Origin of the sequence: Streptomyces sp. NPDC048018 (assembly GCF_043202995.1) — a bacterium.
Lineage (GTDB): Bacteria > Actinomycetota > Actinomycetes > Streptomycetales > Streptomycetaceae > Streptomyces.
This window is the reverse complement of sequence record NZ_JBIDBK010000001.1, coordinates 1,146,693-1,159,419: the sequence shown is the minus strand read 5'-3', so window position 1 is coordinate 1,159,419 and position 12,727 is coordinate 1,146,693. Positions and strand designations below refer to the sequence as shown.

11 protein-coding genes and 1 pseudogene are annotated in these 12,727 nt (G+C 71.2%); 8 read left to right on the top strand and 4 right to left on the bottom strand.

The genetic code is table 11. From position 1 onward, the window contains the following. The first annotated feature begins 35 nt into the window (after nucleotides 1–35). Complete coding sequence (locus ACGF1Z_RS05170; RefSeq protein ID WP_393000011.1) at nucleotides 36–2,225, top strand: 3-hydroxyacyl-CoA dehydrogenase NAD-binding domain-containing protein; 2,190 nt, start codon at nucleotides 36–38, stop codon at nucleotides 2,223–2,225. Here the strand turns inward: ACGF1Z_RS05170 and ACGF1Z_RS05165 are convergent. Beyond that, nucleotides 2,209–2,997, bottom strand: coding sequence for a MerR family transcriptional regulator (locus ACGF1Z_RS05165; RefSeq protein ID WP_393000009.1), 789 nt, complete (start codon nucleotides 2,995–2,997; stop codon nucleotides 2,209–2,211). The two genes, ACGF1Z_RS05170 and ACGF1Z_RS05165, sit on opposite strands and share 17 nt — an antisense overlap. 123 nt (nucleotides 2,998–3,120) lie before the next feature. Between ACGF1Z_RS05165 and ACGF1Z_RS05160 the strand changes: the two genes are divergently transcribed. The 5 genes and pseudogenes from ACGF1Z_RS05160 (at nucleotide 3,121) to ACGF1Z_RS05140 (ending at nucleotide 7,259) form a co-directional block, all read left to right on the top strand. After that, nucleotides 3,121–4,281 (top strand): PP2C family protein-serine/threonine phosphatase, encoded by a 1,161-nt coding sequence (locus tag ACGF1Z_RS05160; RefSeq protein WP_393000007.1) that lies wholly within the window; start codon nucleotides 3,121–3,123, stop codon nucleotides 4,279–4,281. An 89-nt stretch (nucleotides 4,282–4,370) separates the two neighbouring features. Then, nucleotides 4,371–4,853, top strand: coding sequence for a macro domain-containing protein (locus ACGF1Z_RS05155; protein ID WP_393000005.1), 483 nt, complete (start codon nucleotides 4,371–4,373; stop codon nucleotides 4,851–4,853). A 111-nt stretch (nucleotides 4,854–4,964) separates the two neighbouring features. Continuing rightward, nucleotides 4,965–5,423 carry a hypothetical protein gene (locus tag ACGF1Z_RS05150; RefSeq protein ID WP_393000003.1) on the top strand — a complete coding sequence of 153 codons (459 nt, stop codon included), beginning with the start codon at nucleotides 4,965–4,967 and terminating at the stop codon, nucleotides 5,421–5,423. Between the two features lie 52 nt (nucleotides 5,424–5,475). Continuing rightward, nucleotides 5,476–6,405, top strand: a pseudogene (locus ACGF1Z_RS05145) (IS5 family transposase). Between the two features lie 464 nt (nucleotides 6,406–6,869). After that, nucleotides 6,870–7,259, top strand: a complete 390-nt coding sequence (locus tag ACGF1Z_RS05140; RefSeq protein WP_393000001.1) for a hypothetical protein — start codon at nucleotides 6,870–6,872, stop codon at nucleotides 7,257–7,259. 604 nt (nucleotides 7,260–7,863) lie between these two features. Here the strand turns inward: ACGF1Z_RS05140 and ACGF1Z_RS05135 are convergent. Beyond that, nucleotides 7,864–8,328 (bottom strand): DUF6415 family natural product biosynthesis protein, encoded by a 465-nt coding sequence (locus ACGF1Z_RS05135; RefSeq protein WP_392999999.1) that lies wholly within the window; start codon nucleotides 8,326–8,328, stop codon nucleotides 7,864–7,866. A gap of 216 nt (nucleotides 8,329–8,544) precedes the next feature. Here ACGF1Z_RS05135 and ACGF1Z_RS05130 point away from each other — a divergent pair, with 216 nt between their 5' ends. Further along, nucleotides 8,545–9,933 carry a helix-turn-helix domain-containing protein gene (locus ACGF1Z_RS05130; protein ID WP_392999997.1) on the top strand — a complete coding sequence of 463 codons (1,389 nt, stop codon included), beginning with the start codon at nucleotides 8,545–8,547 and terminating at the stop codon, nucleotides 9,931–9,933. On the opposite strand, the gene ACGF1Z_RS05125 is transcribed toward ACGF1Z_RS05130, so the two are convergent. Together ACGF1Z_RS05125 and sph are read right to left on the bottom strand one after the other, a co-directional pair. Beyond that, nucleotides 9,896–10,432 (bottom strand): NUDIX hydrolase, encoded by a 537-nt coding sequence (locus tag ACGF1Z_RS05125; protein WP_392999995.1) that lies wholly within the window; start codon nucleotides 10,430–10,432, stop codon nucleotides 9,896–9,898. The two genes, ACGF1Z_RS05130 and ACGF1Z_RS05125, sit on opposite strands and share 38 nt — an antisense overlap. 548 nt (nucleotides 10,433–10,980) lie before the next feature. Further along, the gene (sph, locus tag ACGF1Z_RS05120; RefSeq protein WP_392999993.1) at nucleotides 10,981–11,991 is read right to left on the bottom strand and encodes a sphingomyelin phosphodiesterase; all 1,011 of its coding nucleotides are present in this window, start codon (nucleotides 11,989–11,991) and stop codon (nucleotides 10,981–10,983) included. Nucleotides 11,992–12,163: 172 nt separating this feature from the next. Between sph and ACGF1Z_RS05115 the strand changes: the two genes are divergently transcribed. Beyond that, a complete protein-coding gene (locus ACGF1Z_RS05115; protein ID WP_392999991.1) occupies nucleotides 12,164–12,652 on the top strand; it encodes a hypothetical protein in 489 nt (162 codons plus the stop codon). Nucleotides 12,653–12,727: the final 75 nt, after the last annotated feature.

The window sequence follows — 12,727 nt, the reverse complement described above, 5'->3', positions numbered from 1 at the left end:
CCCGGTCCGCACCCCTCTTACGGAGAAGCATCAGCATGAGCGAGAGCACCACCATCCGCTGGGAGCAGGACGAGACCGGCGTCGTCACCCTCGTCCTGGACGACCCCGACCAGTCCGCCAACACGATGAACCAGGCCTTCCGGGCCTCCATCACCGCGATCGCCGACCGCGCGGTGGCCGAGAAGGACTCCATCCGCGGCATCGTCTACACCTCCGCGAAGAAGACCTTCTTCGCCGGCGGCGACCTCAAGGACATGATCAAGGCCGGCCCCGAGGACGCCCAGGCGATCTTCGACACGGCCATCGAGATCAAGAACGCGCTCCGCCGCATCGAGACGCTCGGCAAGCCCGTCGTCGCCGCCATCAACGGCGCCGCGCTCGGCGGCGGCTACGAGATCGCGCTCGCCTCGCACCACCGGATCGCGCTCGACGCGCCCGGCTCCAAGATCGGCCTGCCCGAGGTCACCCTGGGGCTGCTCCCGGGCGGCGGCGGCGTCGCCCGTACGGTGCGCCTCATGGGCATCACCGACGCCCTGCTCAAGGTGCTCCTCCAGGGCACCCAGTACAACCCGAGGCGCGCGCTCGACAACGGCCTGGTGCACGAGCTGGCCGCCACCCCCGAGGAGATGCTCGCCAAGGCCCGCGCCTTCATCGACACGCATCCCGAGTCGCAGCAGCCCTGGGACGTGCCCGGCTACAAGATCCCCGGCGGCACCCCGTCGAACCCGCGCTTCGCCGCCAACCTGCCGGCCTTCCCCGCCAACCTGCGCAAGCAGCTGGGCGGCGCGCCCTACCCGGCGCCGCGCAACATCATGGCGGCGGCCGTCGAGGGCTCCCAGGTCGACTTCGAGACCGCGCTCACCATCGAGAGCCGCTACTTCACCGAGCTGGTCACCGGCCAGACCGCGAAGAACATGATCCAGGCGTTCTTCTTCGACCTGCAGGCCGTCAACTCCGGCGCCAACCGTCCCCGGGGCGTCGAGCCGCGCACGGTCCGCAAGGTCGCCGTGCTCGGCGCCGGCATGATGGGCGCCGGCATCGCGTACTCCTGCGCCCGCGCCGGCATCGAGGTCGTCCTCAAGGACGTCACCGCCGAGGCCGCCGCCAAGGGCAAGGCGTACTCCGAGAAACTGTGCGCCAAGGCCGTCGCCAAGGGCCGTACGAGCCAGGAGAAGGCCGACGCGCTGCTCGCCCTCATCACCCCGACCGGCGACGTGGCCGACCTGGCCGGCTGCGACGCCGTCATCGAGGCGGTCTTCGAGGACACCTCGCTCAAGCACAAGGTGTTCCAGGAGATCCAGCACGTCGTCGAGCCCGACGCGCTGCTCTGCTCCAACACCTCGACCCTGCCGATCTCCGTCCTCGCCGAGGGTGTCGAGCGCCGGTCCGACTTCATCGGCCTGCACTTCTTCTCGCCCGTCGACAAGATGCCGCTGGTCGAGATCATCAAGGGCGAGCAGACCGGCGACGAGGCCCTGGCCCGCGCCTTCGACCTGGTCCGCCAGATCAGCAAGACGCCGATCGTCGTCAACGACTCGCGCGGCTTCTTCACCTCGCGGGTGATCGGCCACTTCATCAACGAGGGCGTCGCTATGGTCGGCGAGGGCGTCGAGCCCGCCTCCGTCGAGCAGGCCGCCGCCCAAGCCGGCTATCCGGCGAAGGTCCTCTCCCTCATGGACGAGCTGACCCTCACCCTGCCGCGGAAGATCCGCAACGAGACGAGGAAGGCCGTCGAGGAGGCCGGCGGCACCTGGGTCTCGCACCCCGGCGAGATCGTCATCGACCGCATGGTCGACGAGTTCGGCCGCCCCGGCCGCAGCGGCGGCGCCGGCTTCTACGAGTACGGCGAGGACGGCAGGCGCGGCAAGCTGTGGCCGGGCCTGCGCGAGCACTTCACCAAGCCCGAGGTCGAGATCCCGTTCCGCGACATGCAGGAGCGGATGCTGTTCGCCGAGGCGCTGGACACCGTCCGGCTGATCGAGGAGGGCGTGCTGACCTCGGTCGCCGACGCCAACATCGGCTCCATCCTCGGCATCGGATTCCCTGCCTGGACCGGCGGTGTGCTCCAGTACATCAACGGCTACGAGGGCGCCGGCGGCGTCGGGGTCGCCGCCTTCGTCGAGCGGGCCCGTGAGCTCGCGACCACCTACGGCGAGCGCTTCAACCCGCCGGCCCTCCTGCTGGAGAAGGCCGAGCGGGGCGAGGTCTTCACGGACGCGGTGTAGCGCCCGGAGCGGGACGCGGAGGAGTCCGGAAGGCGGTCCTCAGCTCCTCGCTGAGGGACCGCTGGAAGGCCGTGACGAGGGCCTGGATCACCATCGGCTGCATGTGCGCCGAGAGCGACTTCATCGCGGTCAGGTGATCGGGGTCCTCGCCGCTCAACCGGTACGGGTTCCACACCTGCTCCCGGAACAGCCGGGCGAGCTCCTGCGCGGCGGTCCGGGCGTGCTCCAGCAGCACGGTCCGGGAGGCGAGGATCGTCTCGTGCTCGATCGGGACGTCGAGCAGCTCCACGCCGAGCCGCAGCAGGGAGCCGTCGAGCCGGAACACGTCCGGGTCGGGCCCCTTGTCGAGAACGCCCATCGCGGCCAGCCGGTCGACGTCACGGTCGGCCAGCGCCCGGCCCGCCCGCCGCTCCAGCTCCTGCCGGGTGATCTCCTCGGCCGACTCCGGCGCCCAGGACGCCACGAGGGCACGGTGGATCGCCAGGTCCTGGGCGCTGAGATCGGGCGGCAGCTGCTCCAGATAGCGTTCGATCGCGGCCAGCGTCATGCCCTGCCGCTGGAGCTCCTCGATGAGCGCGAGCCGGGACAGATGGCCGGACCCGTAGTGCCCGACCCTGCGCGGCCCGATCACGGGCGGCGGCAACAGCCCCCGCGTCCCGTAGAACCGCACGGTCCGCACGGTCACCCCGGCCCGCGCCGCCAGCTCGTCGACGGTGTAGACGGGCCCGTCGGCCCGCCCCTCGCCCCGGTCCTCGTCGCTCGCCTGCTGCATGGTTCAACAGTATTGCTGTCTCACCAGTGATGTAAAAGAGCGGGGAAGGGCCGGGTACGGCCCGGGCCCGGGCCGTACCCGGGCAACAGGACACACCCCCCTCGGCTGAGGTATGCCTTTTCCATGGATCCCCGGCGGCGAGCCTTCGTCCCGCGCCTCTCCCGGCGCGGCGGACGGCTGCTGCTCGCCGCGCCCTTCGCGCTGATCGCGGCGGTCACGGTGGTGGACGTCCTGGTGCCCCCCGACGTGCATCTGGGGCCGTTCCTCATCGCCGCGCCCGCCGTGACGGCCTCGTTCGCGGGGCCACGGATGACGGCCTTCGTGGGGGCGGTCGCGGTGTTCGCCCAGTCGGCGGTGGCGGTGGCCAGGACGAACCTCACGGACCTCAACCACACGTACCAGATCGTCGCGCTCGTCCTGATCTCGATCATCGCGACCTTCTTCGCCTACCTGCGGGAGCGGGACGAGAGCAGGGTGACGCGGCTGCGCTCCATCGCCCACGCCGCCCAGAGCGTCGTCCTGCGCCCGCTGCCCCGGCGCGCGGGCCCCCTGCACATCGCCTCGGTGTACCTCGCGGCCGAGGAGGAGGCGCAGATGGGCGGCGACCTCTACGCCGCGGCCCGCACGGCGGACGGCACCCGCCTGCTGATCGGGGACGCCCGCGGCAAGGGGCTCGACGCCATCAGCGAGGCGTCGCTCGTCCTCGGCGCCTTCCGGGTCACCGCCCGCCGCGAGCAGGAGCTTCCGGAGCTCGTGGTGCACCTGGAGGCCGGCGTCGGCTCGGCCGAGGAGACGGAGAACGGAGCGCCGACGGGATCCGGCGGCGACGGGACGGCCGAGGGCACGGAGGAGGCCTTCGTCACCGCGCTGGTCCTCGACATCCCCGACCACGAGCCGGTCGTGCGGCTCGTGAACTGCGGTCACCCGCCGCCCCTGCTCCTCCGGGAGGGGCGGGTGACCGCCCTCGACGCCGCGAACGCGAGCCCGCCGCTGGGACTGGCGGACGTCCTCGCCCCCGACGTGAAGGTGGAGACCTTCCCCTTCGGCGTCGGCGACGTGCTCCTGCTCTACACGGACGGTGTCGTCGAGGCCCGTGACGCCTCGCGCGCCTTCTATCCGCTGGAGGAGCGGCTCACGGCCTGGGCCGGTGACGACCCGCCGACCCTGCTCGGCCGGCTGCGGGCCGACCTGCAGGCGTACGCCGGCGGGCACCTCGGCGACGACGCGGCCCTGGTCGCCGTCGAGCGCCTGGCTGCGCGGCCGGCACCGGAGCCCGAGCCGTAGCCGGAGCTGCGGCCCGAGGGGAGGGGCGCGCGGGCGGGGGCATGCGCACCGGCGGCCCCGTTGTCAGTACGGCTTCGTACGGTGGCTCCATGACCGCGATCGAGTACGTACAGGGGGACGCCACCGCGCCGCGGGGGAAGGGCGTCAAGATCGTCGCGCATGTGTGCAACGACCTGGGGGGCTGGGGCAAGGGCTTCGTGCTGGCGGTCTCGCGCCGCTGGCCGGAGCCCGAGGCCGCCTTCCGCCGCTGGCACCGCGAGCGCGCCCGGAACGACTTCGGGCTCGGCGCGGCGCAGTTCGTGCAGGTGGAGCCGTACGTGTGGGTGGCCAACCTGGTGGGCCAGCGAGGGATACGGACGGGCCGGAGCAGCGGGGTGCCCGTGCGCTACGAGGCCATCGACGCGGCGCTCGGCCGGCTCGCCGACCGGGCCGTGGAACTGGAGGCCTCCGTGCACATGCCCCGGATCGGCTGCGGGCTCGCGGGCGGGAAGTGGTCCCGCATCGAGCCACTGGTGGGCGAGCGGCTCCTGGCCCGGGGGATACCCGTGACCGTGTACGACCTCGGGGCGTAGGGGCACCGGTACACCCCGGCGGGGGCAGGGGGGCGACGGACGCTAGAGTCATGCGTCTGTTCGAATCAGGGGGATGGCTGGGGGATGGAAATGCAGGCGCAACTCAGGGAGATGGCCACGGAGTTGGCCGGGGTCCTGTGGCGTGAGCACACCGTCTACCGCGAGCGCGGTGGCGGTGTGGTGATCAGGGGCGACCATGTGCGGCGCTGGATCAGTCTGGCGCCGACCGGCGGCAGGGACCAGGCGCTGGTCCGGGCCGGCCGGATCCTGGACGGGGGCACGACCGCGCCCGCCCGCCTGGAGGTGGTGGTCGACCTCACGGCCGGGACGGCCGAGCTGGCGGCGGTCTGCCGTCGGCTGCTCGCGGAGACCGCCGCCGACGCGGCGCCCTCGGCGGCCGGGGCCGCCCGGCCCGGCCGGGCTCCGCGCGCGTCCCGGGCGAAGACCCGGCCGAAGGCGGCCCGCCCGCGCAGGGGACGCCACACGGGCATCGGCTCGTGGGCGGTCCTGCTGTGCGTGGTAGGCGTCGTGGCCCTCTGGGCGTACGGCGTCTACGGGGGTGCCTACTAGGACTTGTCCGGTCGATCATGTGACTCCACGCACCTGGGTCGTTGATGTGGGCATGGGGCGGGGTGATCTGAGTGAGGCGGAGTGGGAACGGCTGCGGCCGTTCCTGCCGGTCCGCAATAGACGTGGCAGTTGGCGGGATCACCGGCAGGTGATCGACGGAATTCTGCACCGGGTGCGGACCGGACGTGCAATGGCGTGACCTGCCCGAACGGTTCGGGCCGTGGAAGACGGTCTATGAACGCCACCGGCTGTGGTCGGGTGACGGGACGTGGGAGCGTCTGCTCCAGCAGGTCCAGGCCGCAGCCGACGCGGCAGGTGAGATCGACTGGGACATCTCGGTCTACTCAACCATCGTGCGGGCGCATCAGCATGCGGCGGGCGCCCGCACCGACCCACCGCCGGCGCCCAGCTCAAAGGGGGCCGAAAGGCCAGAACACCAGGACGAAACGCTGTGGCAGAGCCTGTACGCCCGCCTGGTGGAGGTGGTGCTGGAGGTGAGGGCCTGGGCCGTTCGCGTGGCGGGTTCACCACCAAGCTTCACCTGAGCGCGGACGGCCGCTGCCGACCGCTCTCCCTGATCGTCACACCAGGTCAGCGGGCGGACTGCACCCAGTTCAAGCCGGTCCTGGAGAAGATCCGAGTGCCCAGACTCGGCCCGGGACGACCACGCAAGAAGCCTGACAGCCTCGCGGCCGACAGGGCCTACAGCAACGGCCCCATCCGCGAGTACCTGCGACGGCGGGCAATCCACCACGCCGTCCCAGAGGAGACCGACAGCCAGGCGGCCCGCCTGCGCAAAGGCTCCCGCGGCGGACGGCCGCCCGGCTTCGACGAGGACCGCTACAAGAAGCGCAACACCATCGAGCGGGCAATCAACCGCCTGAAGCAGTCCCGGGCCGTCGCCACCCGGTACGACAAGCGCGGCTACGTCTACCTCGGCACTGCCACCGCCGCGGCCGTCACGATCTGGCTCCGGACATGAACTGCTATGCAACCCAGCAGTAGAAGCTCTGGTTCTGGCGCCGGGCCCTGCTAACGAGAGCAGCCAAATCACCCACGATCGCGTCCGCGATCTCCGTGCAGATGACCTCGCCGTCCTCCACACGTAGCCGAGTCCCCAAGGGGGCGACGTCACTCAACCTGGAGTGCGCGGCATCCGCAAGTGCAGCGGACAGGCGAGGCGAACCTGCTTCCTGGGCCGTCGGCGCCTCGTGTCACACTCCTTCCCTGATCACGGGGGTATTCGTCTCTCGTGCGCTGAAGGGGATGCGTGTGAACAGGGTGGGGTGGGCTGTCGTCTCTATGGCGGCAGTGACGATCGGAGTGGCCGGTTGCGGGGGCGATGGTATCGATCGGCATGTGAACGGGACGTCTGCGGCTCCCTCCGCCCCCATTACAGCGAGGCCGGAAGACTCCGGTCCGATCACCAAGGCCAAGATGCGCCTAGTGCTCGACGGCATCACCAGGGACGTCGGGGCGCCGCCGAGCGATCCGGAAGTGGCTTCGATGCCGGAGTCGTCCGAGTACCCCCTGGCTGCGTGCGTCGTCGCTTACAAGGGGTTCGACACAGCCGCCTCCACGCTGGACGTGGACCGGACCAACGCCCTGGCGGCCGCGTTTACCGGCCGTGGGTGGACAGAGGCCAAGAAGCGCAATGAGCGAAAGGCGCCGGACGGCACAGTCCACGTGGTGGAGGCGGTGTTCAAGAAGCGCGGCTGGACCGTAGTCATGGAGTACCGCCTGTTCTCCGACAATCGAACGCTCAGTCTGGACGCCTTCGACGATGCCTGCGTTAAGAAGGTCCGGGCGGCCGAGGACGCCACGTCCTCCAACTGACGGAACCGGGCGCGGGTGACGGCGCCCCGCGCCTGCCGTCGCCCGCAGGCAGACGATGCTGTTGGTCTCGTTGCTCACCCTCACCCCATGATCGGCCGGACAGGCGAGGAGTCTGCGGGGCCCGGCTGGGGCGGGTGCTTCGGAGGCGGGTGCTTCGGACCGGGCCGCTCTGCGGAGGCCCGGCCCGGTCCGAAGGGCCGGCCCGACCCGCTCCGGGTAACAAGCGGCGCGGACGCGCGAAGGCGCCGCGGGCTCGCCTGAGCCGGACGGCGCCTTCGCCGTCCGGCGGGGCGTACCCGACGGCGCCTCCGCCGGGCGCTGGACCGCGCCTACGGCCGGTCCACCGCCCGGCGGGATCAGCCCACCTGGCCCGTCACCGGGTAGTGGTCGCGGCTCGGTGCGATGGTACTGGCAGTCACATCGGCGGGCCGGCATGGCGAGGTCGCCGTACGACGTGCGGACCTCGTCCGTTTTGCACCACGAGTGCTCGCCGAACTCGCACTCGGGCCGCAGGAGGGGGCCGCTCACCGAAGGATCCCGATCGCGAGGGCCCCGAGCATGCCGAGCGTGATCGCGATGTACAGCGCCTGCCGGGCTCGTTCGGTCACGGCTGCTCGGTGGCGGGGAGCGGCGGCATCGTCTTCCGGCCGACGAACGTCGCCGGCTGCTCCGGCCGCTGCGTCCGGTTCACGCGGATGCCCTTCAGCATGTCCCGAGCGGCTCGGGCGAGGGCCCGTGCGTAGTGCCAGTTCCCGAACGTCCCGTCGTCGGGGCCGTCCTTCACGAGCTTGCGCCATGTCCGGACAGCTGCGGCGGCCTGCGGCGGGCATCGGTCCTCGGGGATGAGGGTGACGCCCACGGCCAGGGTTTTGCAGTGCGTCAGCAGCTGGTCTGTGAGGGCGGCGAGGGCGGCGTCGTTGGGCAGAGAGACCATGGCGAGGGCGTGCGAAATGTCGCGCGCGGCCGCCTTCTCGACGTGGTCCTCGACGAGGTCGGAGATGTCGACGAGCAGGGCGCCGAGGTCGACCTCGACGGTGTCGTCCGGCCTGTTGTGCTCGTGCTCGCGCATGCATCGCTCCTGGTGATCGCGTGACCGGTGCGGCTCTTGCGGTGCCGCACGGCCTGGATCCTGCGCCGGTCGCCGAGCGCGCGCCATGGCTGCCCGGCGATGAAATCGGCTGCTCGTCACGGACTCGCTGTGATTCGGGCGTGGTGTTCATCGCACGGCTGTGAAATCGGCGCCGATCAGGGCCGGCGCGCAATTGCTTTGAGTTCGGGAGGCTTCATGTCGCGCAGTGACGGAAAGCGGAGCACGGCCCGAGCGATCGTGGCCCGAGCCGACGCTGAGAGCTGGACACCGTGGCAGACCGCCGCGGCCATCGACAGCGAGACCGAGTGCGGGCTGCTGCAGGCGCATCGCCTCGCGCACGACTGGACCCTCGCGGATGCTCGCGGGCAGTTGGCGGCGCTCGGCGCGCGTGTCACCGTGCAACAGCTGTCGAGCTGGGAGCGCGGCAAGGGGCGACCCAACGACGAGAACCTCGACCGGCTGTGCCGCATGTACCGCACGCGCGCCGACCGGCTCGGGTTCGGCGCCGACTACACGCCCGCCCCCGACGAGCCGGCGCCGACGGTGCCCGTGCCGCGCACCACCACTACGGCGCGGCGGCCCGAGGCGCCGGCGGGGCCGATGTCCCTCGCCGAACTGCGGGTGAGCGCGTCGGCGCTCCTCGGCGGGTCAGTCGCCGAGACGACTCTTGATCAGCTGGAACGCAGCGCCGCCGAGCACGGGCACGAGTACCAGATCCTGCCGCCGGCCGAGCTGCTCGCCGGGTCCGTCGCGGACTTTCACACCGTCAAGGGCCTACTCACGGGCAGGCAGCCCGCCGACGTCCGGGCGCGGCTGTGTCGGATCGCGGCGCAGCTCGCCGGCACGACGGGGATAGCTCTTGTCGCCCTCGGGGAGCACCGCGAGGCGCGTTCCTGGTATCACCTCGGGCAGATGCTCGCGGAAGAGACCGGCGACCGGGCGCTGCGCGCGTGGCTGCTTGCCCGGGAGGCCGTGATCCCGTTCTATTTCGGTGCGCCCGCGGCGGCGCTGCAGCTCGCCGAGCGGGCGCGGCTCGTCGCCGGCTCGGCGGTGTGTGCTACCGCTGCGTGGGCTCCCGCGTTGGAGGCGCGGGCCCTGGCCAGGATGGGGCGGGCCCGGGAGGCGCAGGATGCCCTCGCGCTCGCCGAGGCTGCGTTCGCGCGGCTCGGGGCGGCGGACACGTCCGACACGGCCTACGGGTACACCGAGCGGCAGCTCGTGTGGCACGGCGGCAGCATGTGGACCACACTCGGGGACACCCGGCATGCACAGGCGGCGCTGCAGCGGGCGAGGGGACTGTACTCGCCGACGGAGCACCTTGATCAGGCGCTGATCTCGATGGATGAGGCGGAGAGCCTGGTCGCGGTGGGCGAGGTGTCGGTCGCGTGCCGCGCCACGGAAAGTCTGCTTTTGGGGCTGCCGCCCGAGCACTTCACCGGGATCGTGATCTCGCGGGCCCGCGAGGTACTGGCAGCGATCCCGGTGCGCGAGGCATCTGCGGCCCCCGTGCGGGACCTGCAGGAGCTCGTCGCCGCAGCGCCTGCTGTCACGGGCGGCGTGCCAGCAGTTGAAGCAGCCCCGTAACGGCGACGCCGGCGACGATCTGCCGGGCGTCGATCATGTCCTGCACCTTTTCCAGGGCGATCCACTCGATCCGGTCTGCCTCGTGGGTGTCGACCGGTTCGGCGGTCTTGCGGGCGCCGCGGGCCAGGTAGACGTGATGCACGGCGTTGCACATGCCGCCGATGGGCTCGTTGTAGGCGAGCGGGGTGAGCTGCTCGGGGGTGATCTCGTAGCCGGTCTCTTCGAGCACCTCGCGCAGTGCCGCCGCCTCGGGCGTCTCGCCGTCCTCGACGATGCCGGACGGGATCTCCCACGACCATGAGCCGGTGGCGAACCGGTGTCGCCACATGAACAGGACCCGGCCTTCGTCGTCGAGCATGACGACGGCGGCGACGGGTGCGAGTTTGATCAGGTGGTGCTCGTATCGGTCGTGGCCGGGGGGCTCGACGTCGACGAGGTCGAGGCTCACCCAGGGGCTCGTGTAGAGGGGGCGGGCCCCGTGAACTGTCCACTCGCTCATGGGTGCCAACCCTCGCACAGACCATGACCGGCACGGAAACGAGGGTGCATGGCCCGTTCTAGGCGCTGAAGGAGGGGAGCGCTGAGTTCGACGTGATCCTCGCCGGCGAGGTGGTTCTGCCGAAAACTCGGCAGTCTCCGGATGTCGCCGGGCGACGCCAAGCGATCGAGGTCGAGAGCTCCAAGATCTCGGCAGCGATCGACCGCGCGACCGAAGGGCATGCACTCGGGGATATCCCCCGAGACACGAACCTCCGGACGCGCGACCGTTTCGCCGCACAGTTGATTGGGCTGCAGAAGGAACTCGATGCCCTGCCGACGGAGCCGGAAGAGCCGATGAGCCCCGTCCCGTTCCGGGAGGTGGTGCGCGGCCTGCCGGCCGAGTGGGACACGATCAGCGTGCAGTCGAAGCGGATCATCCTGGGGAAACTGATCCGCCGGGTCGAGGTCTGCGCAGACAAGGTGGTGTGCGAGTCGTATGCGGGTGGGCTGCCCCGGAGCCGGAATCTCGGCCGTAGCTCGTTGCGTGGACCCTACCGGCCACGCCGCTTACTTTTCGACAGTACCCACGACAGGGTAGTGGTCGGACAGGTTCGAGTAGGTGTACTGCTTGCCCCAGCTGGAGACGGTCCACGGCGCGGTCTGCTCCGGTATCACCGTGTTCGTCCAGTTCGCCGGGCGGGCGTTGCCGGCCCGGTAGAGGACGTAGTCGAGGTCCTCGCGGGGGTCGGTCGGGTAGCGGTCGTGGGCGATCGAGTTCAGCGCCGTGTCGAAGGAGTACGGGTGGCCGGTGCGGGCGTCCGCGCCGGCCAGGTCCGCGTCGGCGAGCATCGACGCGTACTCGGGCGTGCGCGAGTCCACGTTCATGTCGCCGGTGACGATCACCTGCTCGTTCGCCGGGATGTTCTTGGCGTCGAGGAAGGCGTCGATGTTCTTGAACTGGCGGCTGCGCATCTGCGCCGCCTCGCCCGCCGAGCAGCCCGAGTCGGTCGACTGGGCGTGCGTGCCGACCACGTGGACCCTGGTGCCGTTGACGTCGAGGACCGCGTAGACGAAGCCCTTGTTCGAGTACCAGTCGGACCCGCAGGCGTCCTTGTAGACGTACTGCTCCTTGCGGACGATCGGCCACTTGCTGAGCAGCGTCACGCCGCCGTCCTCCGGCGTCGTCGTCGAGTAGGCGCCGCCGGTGGCGTCCCAGCCGGACTTCGAGCGGCCGACGACCGGCGTCTGGTAGGGGTACTGCGCGGCGGCCTTCGCCTTGAGGGCGTCGGACGCGGAGTTGTCGAAGGCCTCCTGGAGCACGACGACGTCGTTGCCCTGGAAGAAGGGCGCGGCGGGGATGGCCGCGGCGCGGTGGTCCTGGCCCCAGTTCGGATAGAGCGTCTTCGAGAAGAGGAAGACGTTGTACGTCAGCACCTTCAGCTGCGGGCCCGCGGCGGTGCCCGCCGTCGTCGCCGGGGCGGCGGCCGACGCAGCGGGCGCGGTGGCGCCCAGGGCGGCCGCGGCGAGCGCGACGGAGAGGGCGGCGCCGGGGATACGGCGGATGGCTGCGAACGACACTGTGAACTCCCGGATCAGAGTGGGGGGTTGGACCGGCGCCGCACATCAGATCAGACCTGGTTACCTTCCGGTAGCCATTGGGTGCCGGAAATCTTGCGCCGCTCGCACGAACGCGCCAACTCTCGGCCGTCTGTCTGAATTGCGAGTTTTGCGACCAGGTAAGATGCCGCCCATGACCCTCGCGCAGAACTCGCAGATCTTCCCCACCGACCTGGGCCCCCTGAACCCGGTCTGGGCTGAGCTCATCCTCGGTGCCGTCCTCTTCGCCCTGACCTTCCTGATCCTCGCCAAGGGGATCCTGCCGAAGATCAACCGCACGCTCACCCAGCGTGAGGACGCCATCGAAGGCGGCACCGAGCGCGCCGACGACCTGCGCGCCGAGGCCACCGCGATCCGCGAGCAGTACGAGGCCGAGCTGGCCGAGGCCCGCCACGACGCGGCCCGCATCCGCTCGCAGGCCACCGAGGAGGGCTCCCAGGCCATCGCCGCCGCCCGCGCCGAGGGTCTGCGCGAGCGCGAGGCCATCCTCGCCGCCGGTCACGAGCGCATCGCCGCCGAGCGCGAGGCCGCCGAGCGCGAGCTCGCCGGTGACGTCGACGCCTGGGCCCGCTCCCTCGCCGGTCGCATCATCGGCGAGCCGGTCGGCGCCGAGCGTTCCTGACGCACCGCGCACACCCGTACGGGGCCGCGCCCCGGGCCGTCGAGCCCGGGGCGCGGCCCCGCGTCATGGGCGGCC

Coding starts and splice junctions, on each gene's coding strand:
- ACGF1Z_RS05170 (WP_393000011.1), top strand. CDS start 36: ATGAGCGAGAGCACCACCATCCGCTGGGAGCAGGACGAGACCGGCGTC.
- ACGF1Z_RS05165 (WP_393000009.1), bottom strand. CDS start 2,997: ATGCAGCAGGCGAGCGACGAGGACCGGGGCGAGGGGCGGGCCGACGGG.
- ACGF1Z_RS05160 (WP_393000007.1), top strand. CDS start 3,121: ATGGATCCCCGGCGGCGAGCCTTCGTCCCGCGCCTCTCCCGGCGCGGC.
- ACGF1Z_RS05155 (WP_393000005.1), top strand. CDS start 4,371: ATGACCGCGATCGAGTACGTACAGGGGGACGCCACCGCGCCGCGGGGG.
- ACGF1Z_RS05150 (WP_393000003.1), top strand. CDS start 4,965: ATGGCCACGGAGTTGGCCGGGGTCCTGTGGCGTGAGCACACCGTCTAC.
- ACGF1Z_RS05135 (WP_392999999.1), bottom strand. CDS start 8,328: ATGCGCGAGCACGAGCACAACAGGCCGGACGACACCGTCGAGGTCGAC.
- ACGF1Z_RS05130 (WP_392999997.1), top strand. CDS start 8,545: ATGTCGCGCAGTGACGGAAAGCGGAGCACGGCCCGAGCGATCGTGGCC.
- ACGF1Z_RS05125 (WP_392999995.1), bottom strand. CDS start 10,432: ATGAGCGAGTGGACAGTTCACGGGGCCCGCCCCCTCTACACGAGCCCC.
- ACGF1Z_RS05115 (WP_392999991.1), top strand. CDS start 12,164: ATGACCCTCGCGCAGAACTCGCAGATCTTCCCCACCGACCTGGGCCCC.